14 protein-coding genes and 1 pseudogene are annotated in these 21,147 nt (G+C 46.3%); 5 read left to right on the forward strand and 10 right to left on the reverse strand.

The features are described from left to right. Positions 1 to 397: 397 nt before the first annotated feature. Positions 398 to 1,249 (reverse strand): cytochrome c biogenesis CcdA family protein, encoded by an 852-nt coding sequence (locus tag ACQ4M5_RS04710; protein WP_430674450.1) that lies wholly within the window; start codon positions 1,247 to 1,249, stop codon positions 398 to 400. Between the two features lie 53 nt (positions 1,250 to 1,302). After that, positions 1,303 to 1,623: pseudogene (locus ACQ4M5_RS04715) on the reverse strand (TlpA family protein disulfide reductase); the annotation flags it as partial. Positions 1,624 to 1,636: 13 nt separating this feature from the next. On the opposite strand from ACQ4M5_RS04715, the gene ACQ4M5_RS04720 reads away from it, so the two are divergent. After that, positions 1,637 to 1,906, forward strand: a complete 270-nt coding sequence (locus ACQ4M5_RS04720) for a hypothetical protein (RefSeq protein WP_430674468.1) — start codon at positions 1,637 to 1,639, stop codon at positions 1,904 to 1,906. An 80-nt stretch (positions 1,907 to 1,986) separates the two neighbouring features. Here the strand turns inward: ACQ4M5_RS04720 and ACQ4M5_RS04725 are convergent, their stop codons facing one another. Further along, positions 1,987 to 2,475 carry a thioredoxin domain-containing protein gene (locus tag ACQ4M5_RS04725; protein ID WP_430674451.1) on the reverse strand — a complete coding sequence of 163 codons (489 nt, stop codon included), beginning with the start codon at positions 2,473 to 2,475 and terminating at the stop codon, positions 1,987 to 1,989. Positions 2,476 to 2,818: 343 nt separating this feature from the next. Between ACQ4M5_RS04725 and ACQ4M5_RS04730 the strand changes: the two genes are divergently transcribed. From ACQ4M5_RS04730 to ACQ4M5_RS04740, 3 genes are read left to right on the forward strand one after another with little or no spacing between them, the layout of a single operon-like run. Further along, on the forward strand, positions 2,819 to 3,427 hold the full coding sequence (locus ACQ4M5_RS04730; RefSeq protein WP_430674452.1) for a cupin: 609 nt from the start codon (positions 2,819 to 2,821) through the stop codon (positions 3,425 to 3,427). Next, complete coding sequence (locus ACQ4M5_RS04735) at positions 3,360 to 4,916, forward strand: ATP-binding protein (RefSeq protein WP_430674453.1); 1,557 nt, start codon at positions 3,360 to 3,362, stop codon at positions 4,914 to 4,916. Before ACQ4M5_RS04730 ends, ACQ4M5_RS04735 begins: the two co-directional genes overlap by 68 nt. After that, the gene (locus ACQ4M5_RS04740) at positions 4,913 to 5,590 is read left to right on the forward strand and encodes a response regulator transcription factor (protein ID WP_430674454.1); all 678 of its coding nucleotides are present in this window, start codon (positions 4,913 to 4,915) and stop codon (positions 5,588 to 5,590) included. Before ACQ4M5_RS04735 ends, ACQ4M5_RS04740 begins: the two co-directional genes overlap by 4 nt. 364 nt (positions 5,591 to 5,954) lie before the next feature. Here the strand turns inward: ACQ4M5_RS04740 and ACQ4M5_RS04745 are convergent, their stop codons facing one another. From ACQ4M5_RS04745 to ACQ4M5_RS04770, 6 genes are all read right to left on the reverse strand, one after another. After that, a complete protein-coding gene (locus ACQ4M5_RS04745; RefSeq protein WP_430674455.1) occupies positions 5,955 to 11,321 on the reverse strand; it encodes a trifunctional serine/threonine-protein kinase/ATP-binding protein/sensor histidine kinase in 5,367 nt (1,788 codons plus the stop codon). A gap of 119 nt (positions 11,322 to 11,440) precedes the next feature. After that, complete coding sequence (locus ACQ4M5_RS04750) at positions 11,441 to 12,415, reverse strand: Rieske 2Fe-2S domain-containing protein (protein ID WP_430674456.1); 975 nt, start codon at positions 12,413 to 12,415, stop codon at positions 11,441 to 11,443. Between the two features lie 22 nt (positions 12,416 to 12,437). After that, complete coding sequence (locus tag ACQ4M5_RS04755) at positions 12,438 to 13,406, reverse strand: ABC transporter permease (protein WP_430674457.1); 969 nt, start codon at positions 13,404 to 13,406, stop codon at positions 12,438 to 12,440. Between the two features lie 7 nt (positions 13,407 to 13,413). Then, positions 13,414 to 14,460 (reverse strand): ABC transporter permease, encoded by a 1,047-nt coding sequence (locus tag ACQ4M5_RS04760; RefSeq protein ID WP_430674458.1) that lies wholly within the window; start codon positions 14,458 to 14,460, stop codon positions 13,414 to 13,416. Continuing rightward, positions 14,447 to 15,958, reverse strand: a complete 1,512-nt coding sequence (locus ACQ4M5_RS04765) for an ABC transporter ATP-binding protein (RefSeq protein WP_430674459.1) — start codon at positions 15,956 to 15,958, stop codon at positions 14,447 to 14,449. The genes ACQ4M5_RS04760 and ACQ4M5_RS04765 overlap by 14 nt, the downstream gene beginning before the upstream one ends. Before the next feature lie 49 nt (positions 15,959 to 16,007). Next, entirely contained in the window at positions 16,008 to 17,069 is a 1,062-nt protein-coding gene (locus tag ACQ4M5_RS04770; RefSeq protein WP_430674460.1) for a BMP family protein, read from the reverse strand. A 248-nt stretch (positions 17,070 to 17,317) separates the two neighbouring features. Between ACQ4M5_RS04770 and ACQ4M5_RS04775 the strand changes: the two genes are divergently transcribed. Continuing rightward, the gene (locus tag ACQ4M5_RS04775) at positions 17,318 to 19,531 is read left to right on the forward strand and encodes an ATP-binding protein (RefSeq protein ID WP_430674461.1); all 2,214 of its coding nucleotides are present in this window, start codon (positions 17,318 to 17,320) and stop codon (positions 19,529 to 19,531) included. Positions 19,532 to 19,833: 302 nt separating this feature from the next. Here the strand turns inward: ACQ4M5_RS04775 and ACQ4M5_RS04780 are convergent, their stop codons facing one another. Beyond that, positions 19,834 to 21,147 (reverse strand): hybrid sensor histidine kinase/response regulator, encoded by a 1,314-nt coding sequence (locus ACQ4M5_RS04780; protein WP_430674462.1) that lies wholly within the window; start codon positions 21,145 to 21,147, stop codon positions 19,834 to 19,836.

A 21,147-nucleotide genomic window follows, 5' to 3' on the forward strand; every position in this document is an offset into this window, starting at 1 on the left:
TGTTTAGCCGCGAATTCTATTCGCCCAGGCATTCGTACAGGAGGTCTACTGAAAGGGCTTGTGGCGGAGTCGAATCGGGCGGGTAAGTAGGAGAGCCAAATTAAACCACTCGTTGGGTTTGGGTTTCGACTCCGCTCAACCCTCGAAGAATCGGGTGTTGCGCGTTGAGCGGAGTCGAAACGCATCTTACGCATTGATCTCACCCATCTACTTAGTAAAAATTGACTTGAATTGATCGAGTTTCTCTCGGTTTTAGTTCCAGTTTAAGTAACGGAGCGACCATTGACAGGCTTCGTTAAGCCCTTCGTCAAAAATCATGACAACGACCGCTACAGCAATGACAGCGCGTTTCCTGATGCAGCAGACAACAAGAGCTTAGATTGTCGATCGTTTCTCCCTAGCCTCCTAAAAACCATCGAGCGCCCATGAACAGATAATAGGCTCCAGTTATCATCAGCGCTACGCTGCCGAAGCGGATAATTCCTTCAGAATGTTTTAGCAATTGCTTACTTTGCTTTGCAAATCCAGTAAACAAGCTCGCTAGAAAAATCAGAATAGTATACCCTAGTGCATAACTCACCATTGTTAATGTGCCTAGAACTTGAGAACCTGTAGCTGCTGCTGCCGCCAGTACTGCAAATAGCACCGGACTGGCACAGGGAGAACTGACCAAGGCAAATGTCAGCCCAACTCCATACGGACCTGCGATCGGGATTTTCATCTCCGTCTGTGGCAAAGGCAGTTTGATCACTCCGACTAACCATAGCCCCATTATTGCCATAATTAGCCCGACAATGACATTGATATAGCCTCGATACTCCACCATGACGGCTCCAGCAAAGGAGGAGACTAAACCAAATAAACTGAGAATCGTGATGGCTCCTAGAACAAACGAGCCTGCTTTTACAACCGCATCCCAACGGGATTTAATGTTGAGAGTGCCGATGTAGCTGAGGTTAACTGGCAATAGTGCCAAAATACACGGTGAGACGCTTGCAAGAACTCCTCCAACGAAGGCTAAAGGCAACAATACGACGGGATTCGCAGTATCTTGTTGATCAAACCACTGTTGATAACGATTTTCGACGATCGAGATAATCTGTTCGATCGGATGACTGATGGTTGATCCGAATGTCAGCACTAGAATCAGAGCAAGCAATCCCAAACTGCTGTAAATGAGCCATTTCTTTTGTGCTTTAGAGCGTCGCGGCGGACTCGGCTCTGTTGTCGATCGAGGAATTCGAGTCATAAATATTTCCTTGCATTTAGGAGTGGCAAATTAAGCATTTCCTCATACCAAATTTACTGAGTGAGAGCCGGATCAAGAACAGCCGTGTAATCTGCTAGATTTGCATTGTTACGATGTTGTGCGAGGATTTTGCCCGTAGCAGGATCAATGATGGTAATCATGCCAGTTTGAGCTTTGTTTGCTGCTAGAAATTCACCGAGTCCAAGCTGTTTTGCTTTTGCTTCGGCTTCAGCAGATGTCGTCTGATCACTCACATCCAGCACCACAAAGTTGACTTTCCCTTCATAGTTCTTTTTCAGTTGGGACACCGTAGGTGCAATGTTTTTGCAAGCAGGGCACCAACTAGCATAAATATCAACGATAACGGGTTTTCCCTGTAGCTCTTGTGTGAGAGGTGCGCCGACTGATTTCGTCTTGCTTGCACAAGGGTTTGCTTTAGAAGCACATGGATTCGCCTTGCTTGCACATGGATTCGCTTTGCTTGCACATGGATTCGCTTTGCTTGCACAGGGGTTCGCCTTGCTTGCACATGGGTTCGTTTTCACTTCAGTACTCGTGCTAGTGTTAGCAGATGTCTTTGCTGCATCAGGACTTGAACAACCGACTACTGCCCCTAAACTTAGTAGCGAAACAACTGCAAGTGTAGAAAAGTATTGAATCTTCATGGCAATTTCTCCTCAAAAAACTGTAGATTTTGGCGCGATTCCCTCTTCAGGGAGTTCAACGCCGAGACTTCCTTATCGACGGGACAGCGCGGCATTTAACACAGACGTGTAAGCAGACTTGTTTGCATTATTACGTTGCTGCGTCAGAATGCTCCCCGTTGCTGGATCGATGATGGCAACCATGCCCGTCTGCGATTTATTCGCTGAGAAAAACTGCCCCAGCCCTAGTTCTCTCGCTCGGTTTTCTGCTTGGGTGGCTTTGGCTCGATCGCTTACATCTAGCACCACAAAGTGAACTCTTCCGCCATACTCCTGTTTCAGTTGAGACAATGTGGGTGCAACATTCTTGCAAGCAGGACACCAACTGGCATAGATATCAACGACAACGGGCTTGCCTTGCAGTTGCTTTGCCAAAGGTCCCCCAACTGTTCTACCCTGATTCGCTTGGGCGATCTGAACCGGAGCAGCAGATGTTCTAGCGGAGTTTGCAGTGATAAGTGAACCTGCGATCGCTAAACTACTGACGCTCAAAATAACCCAAGATGCCAACTGTTTACGCATATTATTCAACCTCAAGATTCTAGACCAGACTGTGAGCAAAAATATGGGCAAAAGCAGAAAGGTAGAGCTTAACGCTCCAACCTTTTCAGCAGGACAGGAATTCAGATTTTCCCGCTGCTGACATTTGGATTAAACTTTAGAAAAATGAGTCTCAGATGAAAGCGAGATGGAGACTAGATAAAATTCCAGGATTTTTTGATGAAAAGCAGTCACCAAAGAGCGTTTCCGGTTTTTCAGCAAAAACTCATCTTAGTATTATCTAAGCATCACATTTATCCTGTATCTTTCTTGTAAAGTAAGGAGCATAACGATCGATTCTCTGACCTGATAGCGAAAATCAACGATGACAGGACAAAACTGGTTTGTAACCGATGAAGGACAGTGCCAAGCTTGGCAGGTTGATCAAGCTGAAGAATTAATTCAGCCTTACCGACTCTACCGCTTTCTCACTGAGTTGGAAGATGTGTTAAATCGTATCACTGATGATCAGCTACGCCTGCAAGCGATCTGTCCGTTAGTGCGCCAGTTATTGATGAGTTCTTCCTGGTTGCAATTACCCTTACTTGAGCCTGATCCTGAGACAGGTTGGGCGGTATCGATGTTATATGATGAGCCATTTTTTCCGCTGACTGTTCAGTTAGTTGCTTGGTCACCTGGTATCACTTCACCTGTGCATAATCATGCGAGTTGGGGATTGGTCGCGTTACTGAGCGGACAAGAAAAAAACACATTCTGGCAGCGTTCTCCCACTCCAGAACTGCTCGATCGCATTAAACCTGTAGAAGAACAAATACTCGTGCCGGGGGACATTCTCTGCTTGATGCCAGAAACCATTCATCACATTGAAGCGATCGACAATGAACCCACGATTAGCTTTAATCTCTATGGTGAAACGAACTACGATCGACGGTTTGAATTTGACCCCATTCAAGGCACTGCCAAAAACTTCTAATGCTCTCCCCACTCTTGATGCCACTATGAAACTGAGCCGACTCATTCGAGCGATCACCTCGTTCACAGGCAAGCGAATTTCCACCTCCTCGCTTCAGTTTCGCTTGACCTCGGAATTAGTCGCCCTCTCAATTTTGGGGCTTGGTAGTGTCGCAGTTTGGTCAGCTTGGCAGATGGAGCAAAATTTAGTAGCGGCTCACAAGCAAACACTAGAGTATATTGCAACGCGCTTTCCTGACCAGATTCAGCTTTACAGTGAAATGGGTGCGATCGAAACTGGACTCGATCGCACCATCCTCAAAGTGTCAAAACCTGGATTAGCAGTATGGGTGAAAAATCCAGACGGCAAACTGCTTGCACAATCTGCTGGAATCAGTCAGACCTCTCCTGAGATCCAAAGTGTAGAAACCCTCGCTCAAGTGCCCGAAAAGCCGCAAGTTGTTCGCTTTGGCGATCGAGATATCGTTCTCTGTGGCAGTCCACTCGCGATCAACGGTAAAGCCTATGGCAAGCTCTATCTGGCGCAAGATATTACGGAAGATCAGCAAAAGTTAAACGCTGGACTCTGGCAGTTATTGATTGTGAGTTTATTAGCGATCGGGGGATTGATTGCAGCAATTTCTAAACGAATTCACAAAGCAATGCAGCCTCTTGAACAGATGAGCCAGCTTGCAAGTGCTATTTCTGCGGATGACTTGGCAGATAATTTGACTGGAGCCAAACTGCAACTCCATCGCGCACCAGATGAAGTGTTAGGACTCGCACAAGCCTTTAATGAGATGTTGTTTCGGCTTTCTGGTGCTTGGGAACAACAGCGCCAGTTTGTCGGCAATGTTTCCCACGAATTACGTACCCCTTTAACCGTTGTTCTGGGCTATCTTCAAAGCCTACTGCGACGAAGTACAAACCTTAGCGACTATCAGCGACAAGCCCTAGAAACTGCTACCGCAGAAACCGATCGCACCATCCGAATGCTGCAAGATTTGCTAGATCTAGCGCGGGCAGATAGTGGTAACTTACACTTTCGGCTAAATCCGGTTATGCTAAACACCTTGGTGATAGAAGTAACAGCAATGAGCCAAAAGGTGAGCAATCGCCCCATCACAGTACTATCCACCGATGAGGATGTTATCACCTGCGCCGATCAAGACCGTCTCCAGCAAGTTCTGATTAATCTAGTCGATAATGCGATCAAGTACTCTAGCTCAGATCAACCTATTGAGTTAGTGCTAGAGAAAACAGGACAGTGTGCCATGATTCATGTGTGCGATCGCGGGATTGGCATTCCCTTATCGCATCAACATCGCATTTTTGAACGATTTTACCGAGTAGATGAAGCGATGACTCGTTCTAGAGACGGCACTGGATTGGGATTAGCGATCGCCAAAAGCTTGATCGAAGGTATGAATGGACGAATTACACTCCGCTCTAAACCCGGAGAGGGCAGTACGTTTACAATAACTTTGCCGCTCTGGAAACCAGCACTATGACTGACCGCATTCTTTTAGTTGAAGATGACCCCAGATTGGCTGAGTTTGTCAAAACAGAACTCAGCTTAGAAGGATATCAGGTTACTGTTAGTTCTAACGGCATAGAGGGTCTATCGATCGCCCGTGATGCTCAACCGGATTTATTGATCCTAGACTGGATGCTTCCGGGGATCTCTGGCTTAGATTTGTGTTTGCGGTTGCGGAAAACAGGTGTTCAAGCACCAATTATTATGTTGACTGCAAGAGATGAAGTACCCGATCGCGTGACAGGTCTAAATGCAGGAGCAGATGACTATGTGACGAAACCCTTCAGCATCGAAGAACTATTAGCAAGAGTCAAAGCACGTCTGCGCCGCATTCATCCTGAAGAACCAGATATTTTAGAGTTTGAAGACTTGAGCTTAAATCGTCTCACACATGAAGTGCATCGAGGCACGCACTTGATTGGATTAACCGCAAAAGAATTCGATTTGCTAGAGCTACTGTTGAGCCATCCTCGTCAAGTGTTCACTCGCGACCAAATTCTTGAAAAGGTTTGGGGTTATGACTTTATGGGTGAGTCGAACATTATTGAAGTCTATGTACGGGCGCTACGGCTGAAATTAGAGGCAATCAATCCAAATCGTTTAGTTCATACGATTCGCGGAGTCGGTTATGTGATGCGAGAGCCTTAGACAGCATTTGAAACGTATCGTTTCTTGCACTCACCCGTCCCGGAATCAATTCGGGGCTAATAGAACGAAGTCCACTAGACCTCCTGTATGAATCCTGAGCGGTGTCCCAAACCCCGAAAGAAGGGATAGATCCTGCTCAGGAGGCGAGTTAAATGTACGAACACTACGTGCAGCGAAGCTTGCGATTCAACACCTGCGACCAAAATCGTTCAAACGCAAGTGCGGAGTGAGACGTGAAACCTTCGAGAAGGGGGTCGAAGTTCTCAAACCGAAGTTGACACGCAAAGGAAAGACAAGGCAAGTTTGGCGCGGGCTATGCTTTGATCTGGGTGCAGGAGTTTGAACTGAGGAAAGATGGCAAGCATCAACAATCTGCTGGAATTTTAATAATAAATTCTGTACCTTCACCGATCGCTGATATCAAGCTTAATTGTCCTCCATGTTTTTCAACAATCTGGTAGCAAATGGGAAGACCTAGCCCTGTGCCTTTGCCCTCCGGTTTTGTGGTAAAAAAGGCTTCAAAGATTCGCTGTTGAACTTCAGGTGGCATACCCGCGCCATTGTCTTTGATCCGAACAACCGCAGAATTGTTTTCAACGCTGGTTCGGATAGTAATGCAATTGGGTTTCGCTTCCAATGCTGCGTAACTCTTGCCTCGATTTGCTTCTTCTAAAGCATCGATCGCATTCGCAATTAAATTCATAAACACCTGATTCAGTTGACCTGCAAAGCAAGGAACTTCGGGTAGATCACCATATTCTTTGATCACTTGAATTGCTGGATGTTCGGGAGTTGCTTTCAAGCGATGCGAGAGAATCATGAGGGTCGAATCAATCCCTTTGTGCAGATTTGCAAGTTGTTTCTCGCTGCCATCCACACGGGAGTAAGTTCTCAATGATTGCATGATCTCCTTAATTCGATCTGTTCCCAACTTCATCGAGCTAATCATTTGAGGCAGATCTGTGATTAAAAAATCCAAATCGATCGCGTCAATTTCATTCTCAATCTCTTTTCCAGGTTGAGGATGAAATTGACGATATAACTGAATTAACCCAATTAAATCTTCAACTCCCTGCTTTGTATGATTGAGATTTCCTGCGATAAAGCCGACAGGATTGTTAACTTCATGGGCTACACCTGCTACAAGTTGACCTAAGCTCGAAATTTTCTCAGTTTGAATCAGTTGCGCTTGGGTATTTTGAAGATCCTGGAGAGATTGTTCTAATTGTTCAGCACGATCGCGTTCACGAGCTTCGGAAGCTTGTAAGGTTTGGTAGAGCGTAGCATTTTCGAGAGAAATCGCAATCTGCGTGGAAAGAAGAGACAAAACTTTTAAGCGATCGCGGTTAAACGCTTCCGTTGTTTGCCGATTTTCTAGGTAAATAATCCCCGATAGTTTGCTCTTGTGAGAAATCGGAAAACAGAGAATTGATCTCGGTTGATGTGCCAATACGTAGGGATCAGCCGCACAGATTGGCTCTTTGGTGGCATCATGAATCACTAGCCTCTGTTGGGTGCGAGCCGCATACTGAACAATCGATAGGGATAGCATTGCGTCGGTAAGCGGCTGGAGTGTAATATCTGTGCGATCGCTATTTCCTTGAACTGCGATGTTCCAATAGTCATCTTCTGGCAAAAGGATAGCTCCTTGCTCTGCTCCAGCGCTTTCCAGTATCACTTTTAGCAAGCTTTCAAGCAGTCGATCGAGTTGAATTTCCTGGGAGATTGCTTGAGATGCTTTCAGAATGGTACTGAGGTCGAGAATCTGGGTGCTGCCAGTGCTGGTTGAAGAAATATGAGTGATGGATAAAGTTTCGTCCGCGATTTGGGATGGTTCAACGATCGGCTGCCCTAACCTTAGAAGATGAGGGTAGCGCTGTTCTAGATCTGCAAGTTTAGTAGAGGCTGCCCAAGATTGATAGAGATGATAAGCATCACTCCAGTAAATTTGGGCAAGCTTCTCTTTTCCTCTAGCAATCCAAAACTTCGCAGATAGCTCATTTGCTAATGCCGCATCTTGCACGAATCCGTTTGTTTTTGCAAGTGCGATCGCTTCATCATAAAGGTCGATCGCGGTCATTGAATCATTTTGCAATCGAGCCATTTCTGCTTCGACTAATAGATATTGATGCCGAAAGTTCTCTGGACAGGTCTCTGCCCAAATCTTCATCTGCTGTTGGTTCGTTGTGATCTGCTGCCAGTATTCGATTTTTTGAGACTCACTGGCAGTTGGGTACAGTGAAGCTAAAATCAACGAGTCGTAGAAATTAAATTCAGCAAGCGAGATACAGCCTGGAAGATAGTTAAGAAGTTGCCTTACTTCCTCGATAGACTGATGAGCATCCTCAAAACAACCATACAGATACAAAATTTGAGCTTTGAAAATCTTGAAGAAGCCGATCGCAGCAAAACTCGATCGTTTCTCACACGCTGTCAAATATTCAGTCTCGCTTAGGTTTTTCGTTTCAAACTTGCATTGTCTAACATCACAGTCTTGTAAACTGTGAAAGATTAGCTGACAGGCAAGCAGCATATCTTTTGCAAGCTGATTTTGTGTTTGTTCCGTAAACTCTAGATAGTCGAGAAGCTTGTCTTGCAGGGAATCTAAGTCGGCTCCTTGGTAGAATAAATTAATCACTTGATGGGCAATATTGTAGCCCGCAAACTGAAGCTCACCGGACTCTAAGCCAGCCTGATACCCTTCCATGAAAATTTCAGCATCTTCTTTGAGGGGTCTAATCCAGTGATTCACTGAACCACCCACGACCAAGCAGCCTTTGCATTTTTCCGCTTGATTGTTAAATCTTTCACTGATTTTTAGGCTGAGTTGTCCGAACTCATAGCCTGCCTGATAGTCACCCAGCATTGATCCTAGAATCAATCCATACTCAGAGTAACCATAGGTAGATTCTGAAAGCACCCCATGTTTCAAAGAAAGATTGACTAACTTCATCACACAAATTAGCCAGAGATCCTGATTAGAAAAGTAAGTCGGCGATCCTAATGTTGTGAGCAATTTCGCAGCGGCTCTTTTCTCTGGAATCACCATTTCTGGTTGATCCAATAATGCTGGAATCTTTTGCTGGGCGAGTTGTGTTTTCGCGATCGCTAGTTCGTTTTCAAAGGCTTTGTGTAAATCTGTTCGAGGGATATCAATGTCGAAAAATGAAAGCGCCGTTCGTCCAGTCTCGATCGCAGGTTGATATTTTCCTTGCATTGTGTAGAGAACGATCAGCAGTTGGTAAATTTCTGCTTTCTCAAGGGCAGATTTTGCTTGTTTCAAGGTAGTTTCGATCAAGCGTTCAGACTGCTCGAAATTACTCAGTAAATACTCAATTTCTGCCTGCTCTCGATGTAGGGCAAACATCAATTCATAGTGCTCTGACCAAGCTGCTTCTGCAAGATTGTTCTGAGCATTGATCAAGCATTCTTGAGCGACGGAGTAGGCTGCTGCTTGTTTTGCTTTGATCGCTGCTTGCACATTCAAATGCGCTAACTGAGTCTTTTCATCAGCTTGGGTAATCAGTGCTTGTCCCAGATTTAGATGTCCTACCAGTTCAAAGAGTTGCTCACTCGATTCGTTGTAGGCTGCATTGGCGTAAAGAAGCTTTCCAATTTGGAGATGTACGGCTTGTTTGTCGCGATCGTCAATCAGTGCATAAGCGGCTTGTTGTACTCGATCGTGCAGAAACTTATAGCGATCGCTGACTAAAATAGGATCTGTCGTATCGCTTTGAACAATTTCTAGAGCAGAAAGTGGGACAATTAAGCCTTGTTGAACTGCGATCGATAGGGCTTGCGCGGTTGTCTCAAGCGTTGAAGATTGCAATACGATCGATAGTGTTCTGAGATCAAAGCGATTTCCAATACAGGCAGCGAATTGAATCACTTGCTGTGTTACCTCTGGTAGCTTTCTCAATCGATCAACTAGCAATTCAACAACATTGTCCGTAATGTTGAGCGTTTCAATCTCACTTAAGCTCCATTGCCAGGAATTCTTGTAAAAGTCGAACCGCAGAAGTTCATTGTGATGCAGAGTTTTGAGAAACTCATTGATAAAGAATGGATTCCCGTCCGTTTTTCGCATGATCAACTCTGCTAACGGACTGACTTCAGACGTTTTCAAAGTATCCGAAATTAACTGAGTGACATGATGCAATGAGAGCGGTTTCAACGTAACTTGATGAATCGAAACCGCCTGGGATTGTAAATCTTCCAAAAGCAGGACTAAGGGATGTGTCGCACTGACTTCGTTATCTCGATACGCTCCAATTAGAAACAAATGATGGGTTTGTGAGTCACTCAGCAATCGCTTAATCAGACGAAGGGTTGCAGAATCCGCCCATTGTAGATCATCAAAAAAGATGACCAAAGGATGCTCTGGTTGGCAAAACACACGAATAAAGTTCTGAAACACACGATTGAAACGGTTCTGTGCTTCAGTCGGGTTTAATGCGGCGATTTCGGGCTGTTTGCCGATGATTTGCTCTAGTTCTGGAATGACATCAATGATGACTTGTCCATTTGAGCCAAGCGCGATCGCTAATTTTTCTCGCCAGTCGCGCAGTTGAGCTTCGCTTTCCGTCAGAAGTTGCTGTACTAACGATCCAAATGCACTCGCGATCGCGGAGTAGGGAACATTGCGCTGAAGTTGGTCAAACTTTCCAGCAATAAAATACCCTCGTCGCTGCACAATTGGCTTATAAACCTCTTGCACTAAAGACGATTTACCAATCCCAGAATAGCCACTGACCAGCAGAAACTCGCTGAATCCTGATTGAGCGACTCGATCGAAAGCGGTTAGCAGTTGATCGACTTCCGTTTCTCGTCCATACAATTTTTCGGGAATGGATAAGCGATCGCAAAAATCTTGTTGGGCGAGAGCAAATGGCTCGATCGTGCCGTGAAGTTGGAATTGTTGCTGGCAAACCTCAAGATCATGCAGTAATCCAGTTGTACTTTGATAGCGATCTTCTGCCATTTTCGCCATCAGCTTCATTACGATATCTGATAAAGAAATTGGAATTGCTGAGTTAAGTTGTGCTGGCGAGATCGGTTGTTTTGCGAGGTGACAATGAACAAGCTCTAAAGGATCATTGCTAATGAAAGGAAGTTGCTGGGTTAGCAGTTGATAGAAGGTGACTCCGAGCGAGTAGAAATCGCTGCGATAGTCAATGCCCCGATTCATTCGCCCGGTTTGCTCTGGCGACATATAAGGCAAGGTTCCCTCTAATCCATTGGGACTAATAAGCGTTTGATTTTCTTTTGGCAGAATAGACGCGATACTAAAGTCAGTGATCTTAATCTGTCCAGTCGTTGGATTGATCAATAGATTCGCAGGTTTGAGATCTTTGTGAATGATGCGATTTCGGTGCAGTTCTCCGAGAATTTCAGTCGTTTGAATCGCGATCGACAAAAATTCCTTCAAGTCAAAAGAATTCGTCCTGCAATACTCTCTCAGAGAAATTGCACCAAAATCTTCTAAAATTAACGTCCATTGATTCTCATAGGTTTCTAAGCTGTACGGGCGAACAATTCCCAGAATGCCAAGATGGTTCGCCAAACTGTACTGCTTCCGAAACACAGCAATCTCTCTTGGCGTTGGGTACTGATTTTTAAGTGCTTTAATCACGACTGGTTTCTGATCATTCGATCGAACTCCCCGGTAAACCAGCGTCTTTGAGCTTTCGTAGATTTTCTCAACGATTTCATACCCAGGAAGCATAACCATAGGATTTGTTGCAAGCTTTTATACTTTCTTTAAGCTTCCCTGCAACCTGTTATGGACAACAATTGCTGCCCTAAAGCAAGTCAAAAATTAAATCCGTTCAGGGGAGCAAACAACAATGCTTATGAAATGGCTCCGTAAGTGACTCCTAACTGTTTCAACCACTTGCGATAACCCAAAGAAGCACGATCGCTAGGCAGATGAAATTCTGCTTGTAGATCGAGCGGCAATCGTTTTGGATTATGGGATTCTAAGTTATCCACATCTTGCAGAATCACTTTGTCTTGAAATGCCACCATAACCTCTTCAGGAATGTCATGGGCATAATTCAACGTTCCCCACATCCAGCCGATACACTCTTCCTCAGAAACCGGAGTGACATAGTAAAGTAACACCATCGTTTGTCCGCTTGCTCTTTGTTTACGGAGTGCCACTGTTAAAGGTCGAATTGTCCAATAATCATAGGCTGCAACACCACCTCGCCCCGTTCCATCCGGGTCAGGCTGCCAGATCTTGATATCTTTCATGTAGATACCTGTGTCGATCGACATTACTTCATAGTCTTCGATCACCGCTTGGTCAGGTTCTCCTAAAATTCCAGCATGAACAAAAGGCAGGTGTGCTACATCTAGAAAGTTTTCGATCGCCCGTAATCCACTACACCGACAGTAATGCCCACCGCTTAGATAGGTTCGATAGCTCGGATCATCCCACTCTGGAAACGGTACGACGGGTTGAGACGGATTGCCGAGCGACACAAAGACGACTCCATATCGTTCTTCAACCGCAAATGATTTTACACAAGCCTGTTTTGGAGCAGTGTAATTAGGATGAGCCGGAACTTTCACACAGTGCCCACTAGGGTCGTAAGCTAACCCGTGGTAAGGACAAACTAAGGTATCGTCAACAATTGTCCCTCCCGAAAGTTTTACACTGCGGTGAGGACAGCGATCTTCCCATGCGATCGCGTCGGTATTTTTTCCACGCCAAAGTACGATATCAGTGTCTAACAACCGCGATCGTAGAATGGTTCCAGGCTTGAGATCCCTCGATCGTGCGATCGGATGCCAGTCATTCCAGAAAATTGGATCAATCATCGGTTCACTCCAGGAGCGTCTATCAGCGGTCTTGTTTAATGTAAGGAGTCCCCAACGATGCGGGCGTTTCACTCCGATCTGTTCCTCGTAATAGTGCCATAAGCGTTAACACATAGGGAAGCATGAGCAGGAATTCATAGGGGAGATCTTTTGCTCCCAATGCTTGAATTCGATATTGCAAAGCGTCCGCGACTCCAAATAACAGTGCGCCGAAGAGTGCCCAGGCAGGTTGCCAACGCGAGAAAAACACCAGTGCGATCGCAATCCAACCCCGACCCGCCATGATCCCCTCAGTGAACAGTCTGAGTTGAACGACAGTTAACACTGCACCCCCTAAGCCTGTTAAGGCAGAACCCGCAATCACAGCGAGATAACGAATGCGATCGACACTTAATCCTGAAGTCTCTGCGGCAGTTGGATTCTCGCCCACTGCTCTTAGAGAAAGCCCCGCAGTTGTGCGAAACAAGAAGAACCAGCAAACATAGACGAGAAGGGCTGTGAGATAAACGATCGCAGTTTGATTGAACAAAATCTCACCGACGATCGGTAAGTTCGAGAGTCCTGGAATTGCCCAAGTTTCTAGTCCTTGCACCCGCGTTCCAGACAGTCCAATTCGCGATCGGAACAGATAAGCCGTCAATCCTTGACCAAATAAAACAAGCGTCACTCCTGTCACAACTTGATCCGTCTTCAAGCTCACCGTTAACACTGCCATGAGCAAACCCATCAGCACCCCACTGAGCAATCCGGCAGTCAGCCCACCCCATGCCGCGAGACTCGCATTTCCTGTCGCTTGTTCAAGGCTCACAGCAACCCCAAAGCCTGCTAGTCCACCGACCAGCATCACACCTTCTAAGCCAAGATTCATCACGCCCGATCGCTCTGTAATGATCTCGCCCAATACCGCTAATAAGACGGGCACGGCGAATCGAATTCCTGCCGTGAGCAATGCGATAAAAAAACTCCAGGTTAGAACTTGTTCCCAGGGCATAACTACCTCACGATCGACGATTTGCGAATGCAGAACCCGCCAGCACAAATAGCACGACTAGGGCTTGAATCACTTGAGCCGCAGAAGCGGGAATCTGTAGCATCACATTCAACGACTGCGCCCCAACCATCAAGGCAGAAAATAAAATAGCTGCAATCAAAACCCCGATCGGATGAAGTTGACCGAGTAACGCAACTAAGATTCCACTAAATCCATAGCTATCTGAGATTTCACCTTTCAACCGAGTATAGGTATAGCTCACTTCAATTATGCCAGCAAGTCCAGCTAATCCACCGCTCATCATTAATGCCAGCAAGATACTCCGGCTCGTATTGATGCCCACACTTCGAGCTACACTCAGCCGCGATCCGACGACCCGAAGATGAAATCCTAGCGGTGTATGCCACAGCAAAAGGTAGACTCCAACAACGAGCAACAGCGCGATCGCCATGCCCCAATGCAATCGAGTTCCAACCAAGACGGGAATTTGAGCATTACTGCTGAACTGTGCGGATTCCGGTAAGAATCCATCTGGCTGTCTTAGCGGAACTCGCGCTGCATACTGAACGATGAGAATGCCGATATAGTTCAGCATCAAGGTGCAAATAATCAAATTCATGCCGCGTAGAAGATGAAGCAATCCAGCGATCGCACTCCACAATGCACCACCGAAAACGCCAGCGATTAACATCAATGGAATCAACAATCCCGCAGGCAGATTAGGAAAAGTCAGTGCAACCAGACTGCCACACAACGCGCCGAGATAGTATTGTCCTTCGGCTCCAATGTTCCAAACTCGACACCGAAACGCGATCGTCATTCCCAATCCGATGATGAGTAGCGGCGTGGCTTTTAGCAGCGTTTCAGTCCACTGTCGCGCTCCCCCAAACGCACCCATAAACATCACTTGATAAGCTTGTACTGGATTTGCCCCACTCAATTGCAGCAAGACTCCACCTAGCAACAAAGCTAAAAATGCGCCGAGGATCGGAGCTAGAAACTTAAGTCGTAACCAAATCGAGGATTGTGGAAGCGCAGAACTAGAATTCAGCAAAGTTCCCTCCTTTCTTTCCTGCCATCAACAACCCCAAATCGTGCAAGTTCACAGCTTTGGCATCGATCACAGCAACAATTTCACCTTCATACAAAACAGCAATGCGATCGCTGAGTTTCAAAATCTCATCCAGTTCAGTCGAAATCAGTAACACTGCAACTCCCGCCTCTCGCCGTGCCAAAAGCTGTGCATGAACAAACTCAGTTGCTCCGATATCCAGTCCTCGTGTCGGTTGGGCAGCGAGTAGCACTTGATGATCGCGACTTAGTTCACGCGCAAACACAACTTTCTGAGCATTGCCACCTGAGAGCTTTCCAGCCTGCATCTTGACCGAAGAAGCTCGAATCAAAAAACGCTGCACAAGATCAGTGGCATATTTGAAGATGAACTGCCAACGCAACAATCCTTTCTGTTGAAAGGAGGAAGATTGAACATCTCTCAGCACTAAATTTTCTGCGATCGAGAAATCGGTCAGCAATCCCATCGCATATCGATCGCTGGGAATGTGTGCAAGATTGCCGCTCATCCAAATTTCTCCTTGTTTGAGCGATCGCAGTCCGATGATTGCTTCTTCGAGTTCGCGCTGCCCGTTGCCATCAACGCCAGCCACCCCCACGATTTCACCTTGCTGAATCACGAGATCAATTCCCTTCAGTGCTGGAAAACCGCGATCGCTCTTAACCCAGAGATTTTTCAAAGTAAGTCCAGGCGTTGAACTCTGCACTTGTGATGAAGTTTTTTGAGTTGAATCGATGTCTCGACCGACCATTAGTTGCGCGAGTTCGCGCTCGGTGCAGTCTTGAGTTGCCACTGTTGCCACCGCTTGACCATCGCGCAGAACAGTCACGCGATCGCACACTGCCATTACTTCATTCAGTTTGTGAGAAATAAAAATAATCGAGGTTCCCTGAGCCGCTAACTGCCTGAGTGTGGTCATTAAATCTTGAGCTTCTTGAGGCGTTAGGACTGCCGTTGGCTCATCGAAAATGAGAACTTTGGCATTGCGATACAGTGCCTTCAAAATCTCAACGCGCTGTTGTTCCCCGACCGAAAGCTGCCAAATTTGCGCGGCTGGGTTGATTTTCAGTCCATACCGATCCGCTAACTGCTGTAAGCGAGAATACAGGCGCTTTGGATTTTCTCGCAATACTTTACGCGATTGTCCCAGAACAATGTTTTCTGCAACAGTGAAGGATTCAACCAACATAAAATGCTGGTGTACCATGCTGATTCCAGCCGCGATCGCATCTTTTGCCGATCGAAATCGCACAACCTGAGATTGCACTCGAATCTCTCCTTGATCAGGCTCGTGGAGTCCACAGAGAATGTTCATCAAGGTGGTTTTCCCAGCACCGTTCTCGCCCAGTAGCGCGTGGATTTCGCCCGTTTTCACACTAAAGTCGATCGCTTGGTTGGCAATCACCTTTTGAAATCGTTTGGTGATACCAACCATTTCGATCGCTAGACTATCGACTGAATTCAACCCAGAAAGCACCATAGTCGCAGTTAACTCATACCCTGTTCAGAACGTTCAGCGCCCCTTAAACCTACTTTGGAACAAACGGCACTTTCAGTTCGCCAGAAGCAATTTTGGCGCGGGTTGCCTCGATCGCCTTAAGCTGCTCTGGAGTCAGCTTGTCTTTGAATGCGGGTGACACCTCCACATTGATTACACCTTCTGCAACCGCCATTTTGTAGAACTGACTGGTAAATTTCTGAGCCTTGGTATCTTCAATCATTCGGGTAAACAGCGGCTCCATATTCCAAACTAGATTTGATGCCACAACGTTTGGCTCGATCGAAGACATATCCCCAACGTACCCCGTGGCAAATCCGCCCTTAGTCTTCGCTGCCTCAATTTGCCCTAGAGTGGGTCCCTGTCCGCAACCAATCCAGAAGTCAACTCCGGTTTCTGCTTGAGACAATGCCGCTTCTTTTGCTTTCGCCACATCATCCCAGTTTCCCACTGCCGCATCGGTCAACGTCGCGTCAGGTCGCACCGTCTTTGCGCCCGCCAGCATTGCTTCTCCCATCGCATGGCAAACCGGAATATCAAATCCATACAAGGCTCCCAGCTTCCCAGTCTTCGATAACTGACCGCCAATTAATCCAACTAAATAAGCTCCTTGATAGAACGGCTGATCATAGTCCGCCACGTTCGCTGCGGTCTTATTAATACCACCTGCCCACGCAAAATTAATGTTCGGAAATTCTTTCGCAACTTTGAAAACTGCATCGCCATAGTTGAAAGAATGCGCCACGATCGGGCTATATCCCGCTTCGGCATACTGCCGTAACACCCGCTCAACATCAGCCGGAGAGATGGATTCAGACACCACCACATCGACCCCTTTGGCTTTGAGTGCTTGAGCAGCTTCGTAGGCTCTCTGATTCCAGGACTTATCTGTAGGCGGACCATTCATAATCAAGGCAAATCGCGCCGCTTTCTCGTCAGGATTAGAACGGGTCGAGGCTGGGCTGACCGTGGATGTAGGTGCTTGCGAAGTCGTTGGGGCAGAACCACAGGCACTTAACACGAGTAAGGGAACCGCTAGAGTCAGCGGAGTGAATTTCTGAACGATCGCTTGAAGAAATTGTTGGATAGCCATAAATGGTTAAACACTAATGCCGGGTGAATGCGCCAAAAAGCTGATTCATTATTCCCTGTGAATCAAGGTTTGTAAAGAAAATGGCGGGTGTGTGTCATCAGAGAACTCTTGCAAATCGCGCTTGGGTTCAAACCAAATTCTAGGGAACCCTTGGAAGGTCACTTCCGATCGCCGCGCTTGACTGTTGTAATTCTCCAGAGATTCAGTCAGTGAATGCGATCGCTGCATTAACCTGATTCAAAAAGCTCATGAACTCGCTATTTTCTTCTCCTAAGCGCCAGCAAGCAACCAGAAAAGTTCGAGCATTGCCGCTCCAGCTAGTTTTGATCATTCCCTTCGTGGTGCAAATCTTTGGTGCAGTCGGATTGGTTGGCTACTTGTCGTTCAGGAATGGCGAAAAGGCGGTTCAAGATTTGGCAAATCGATTAATGGAGCGAACTAGCAGCGAGGTTGATCACCATTTAGACAGCCACTTGGCAATTCCCCATCAGATCAATCACATCAATGCGAATGCGCTGCGGATGGGATTGTTTGATGTCAACGACCGTAAAGCAATTGGCAAATTTTTCTGGCAGCAAATGCAGTCCTTTGACGTGACCTACATCGCTCTCAGTTTACCCAGTGGAGCAGCGACTGGAGCGGCTCGTTATGACGGTAAAACCGTAACGCTGGACGATGCCGCAGTCAAAACGCCAAGCTTGCCGAAAAATATGACGACTTACTTGACAGATCAGGATGGCAACCCGACTCAACCCGTCTATACCGGGACTTGGGACACGCTAAATATGCCTGTCTACACAGAACCTGTCAAAGCTGGTAAACCGATTTGGACTCATATCTATACTTACTATGATCCAGCCTATCCTCCGTATATTGCAGCGTCGGCAAGTCGTCCGGTTTACGATGCAACCCAAAAATTGCTCGGTGTGGTGTCGGTCGATATCCACTTATTGAAACTGAGCGACTTTCTACGCACCCTAGATATCAGTCGCTCTGGAGAAGTCTTTATCCTGGAGCGGAATGGGATGTTGGTTGCCAATTCGGGGCAGAAGCAACCGTTTAAGGTCGTGAATAATGAAATCAAGCGCCTCAAAGCTACAGAAAGTTCCAATCCAGTCGTACAAAATATTGCAAAGCAACTTCAGCCTCAAATTGCCAATTTCCCCGCGATCGAGGAAACCCAGAAGCTAAAACTCAATTCTCAGGGCGAATCCTATCAGGTGCATCTATTACCCTGGCGTGATGCCTACGGTCTAGAGTGGTGGGTCGTCATGGCAGTCCCAGAAAGTGCATTCATGGCACAAATCAACGCCAATACGCAGACGACAATCTTGCTTTGCCTGGGAGCATTGGTGATCGCAACAGTCAGCGGCATCTTGACGGCTCGGTGGATTGCACGTCCGATCGCGAATCTGAACCAGGCAAGCCAAGCGATCGCATCGGGTGACTTAAAACAAACGGTTCAACAAGGCAACATTCAAGAACTGAATCTGCTTGCCCACTCCTTTAACCACATGGCGGGACAGGTACGCGAATCTTTCACAGCACTGGCAAACAGTCATGCAGCTTTAGAAGACCGAGTGGAAGAACGCACTGCTGAACTCAAAAACACATTAGTCGAATTACAACGGACGCAAGCTCAGGTGATTCAAAGCGAAAAGATGTCGAGTTTGGGGCAAATGGTGGCAGGCGTTGCCCACGAAATTAACAATCCGGTCAACTTTATTCATGGCAACCTCCGTCATGTACAGGAATACACTGAGGATTTATTAGAACTTGTACAGTTATTTCAGCAATCTGCTTCCCCTCATCGCCCTGAACTTCAAACACGGGCTAAGGAGATTGATTTGGAGTTTTTGCAAGCCGATCTCCCGAAAGTATTAGCCTCAATGCAGTTGGGAACGGATCGCATCCGCGACATTGTGCTGTCTTTACGCAACTTTTCCCGGCTAGACGAAGCAAAATTCAAATCCGTAAACATTCACGAGGGCATTGAAAGTACGCTGTTAATTTTGCAACATCGCTTTAAACCAACGCCACAAAGACCCGCGATCGAGATTATCAAGGACTACGGCGACTTACCCCAGGTCGAATGCTACGCTGGACAACTCAATCAGGTATTGATGAATATTCTTGCGAATGCAATTGATGCACTGGAGGACATTCAGGGACAACAGGAGCTACGTTGCATTACAATTCGGACTTCAAAGGTTGGCTCAGACTGGGTGCAAATTGCGATCGCAGATAACGGTGTTGGCATTCCTGAAGAGGTGAAACGACGAATCTTTGAGCCGTTCTTTACAACAAAGCCTGTAGGCAAAGGTACAGGACTAGGGATGTCGATTAGTTATCAAGCTATTCAGGAAACCCATAAAGGTAAACTCGAATGTTTCTCGACCCTCGGTAAAGGAACTGAGTTTGTCATTCAAATTCCAATTCAGCAGACCGCACCTAATCGATAGGATTGTGACGCAAAAAGATAGGGTAGAGAGGCTCACCTTTCTCTCGTCTCAGAGATTTGAACCAAGATCTTAATTCAATTATTCCTTAGATTTTGACACTACCGACTGAAACCTATCCTTCCCTCCTGTTGCAACTATCGCGTGAACAGTTGCTTCAACGGTTTGGATAATGCGATTAAGTTAAGTAGGAAAAACGCGATCGACTCCAGATAAAATCGGTGCATTGCTTTGACAAGCTCCTACTTTGCAATCGCAATCGTTTCTCAGACTTTTTGCCGCCCCGTCCAGGTCAAAGCATAACCCTAGGCTTTAATCGGAATTTCAACTAAAAATTCTGTTCCTTCTCCAACAGCAGAATTCACAGCTAATCGCCCGCCATGTTTGTCAACCACAATCTGCCATGCAATAGACAACCCTAACCCTGTTCCTTTCCCAACAGGTTTCGTTGTAAATAGATACTCAAAGATTTTCTGCTGCATCTCATCAGGAATGCCGCATCCGCTGTCTCGAATTCGGATCGCGACCCATTGCCCATCAGAAGTAAGACTGGTCCGAATGACAATTCGATTCGGATGAGCAGTTAGCTCTTCGTAGGTATATTTCTGACTCTTTTCTTCGATCGCATCGATCGCATTGGCAATCAGATTCATAAAAACCTGATTCAACTGTCCCGGTAGGCACTCCACTGGAGGGATCTGATCATACTCCTGAACTATCTCAATTTCAGGGCGAGCGCTGTTTCCCTTTAGTCGATGCTTCAAAATGAGCAAGGTACTATTGATACCATCATGAATATCAAACTCAGTCTTAGCAGCGCTGTCTAGCCGAGAAAAAATTCTTAAAGCAATGCTGGTAGAAGCAATTCGCTCAATTCCAACTTCCATCGATCGAAGCAGTTTTGGCAAATCTGTGCTTAGGTACGCTAGATCAATCTCACTCTCGTGTTGCGCGATCGTTTCTGAAGATGCACCTGATTGATAAAGCCTCAAATGTTCCATTAAGGCTTCAAAATCCTCAGTTGCGTGCTTGAGATTTCCCTGGATGAAGCCAACCGGATTATTGATTTCATGTGCAACTCCTGCAACCAGTTGCCCTAAAGCTGACATTTTTTCGCTGTTGACCAACTGAAGTTGAGACTGTTTGAGCTGATTCAATGCTTCACTCAACTCAGCAGTGCGTTCAGCAACCCGATGCTCTAACTGTGCATTGAGATCCCGTAATTCTTGAGTCAACCGATAAAGTCGCAAATGTGTGTCAAGTCGAGCAAGCACCTCTTCATGCTGAAACGGTTTCGTAATGTAATCAACCGCACCTAAACTGAGTCCTCTGACTTTATCTTCGGTTTCAGAAAGCGCAGTCATGAAAATAATCGGCACGCTCTCGACATTCGGCATTTGTTTAATGCGGCGACAGGTTTCAAACCCATCGATCCCAGGCATCATCACATCTAGCAGAATTGCATCCGGTGTAACGCTCTCAAGCGTTTCTAGCGCTGCTTCACCATCTTGTGCAAGCAGAACCCGATAGCCAGCCGATTTCAGAATGTCAAACAAAACTTTGGTATTGTTGGGATTATCATCAACAATCAAAACAAGACTAGATTGAAAAGAACTCAT

Origin of the sequence: Leptolyngbya sp. AN10 (genome assembly GCF_050565645.1) — a bacterium.
GTDB lineage: Bacteria > Cyanobacteriota > Cyanobacteriia > Leptolyngbyales > Leptolyngbyaceae > Leptolyngbya.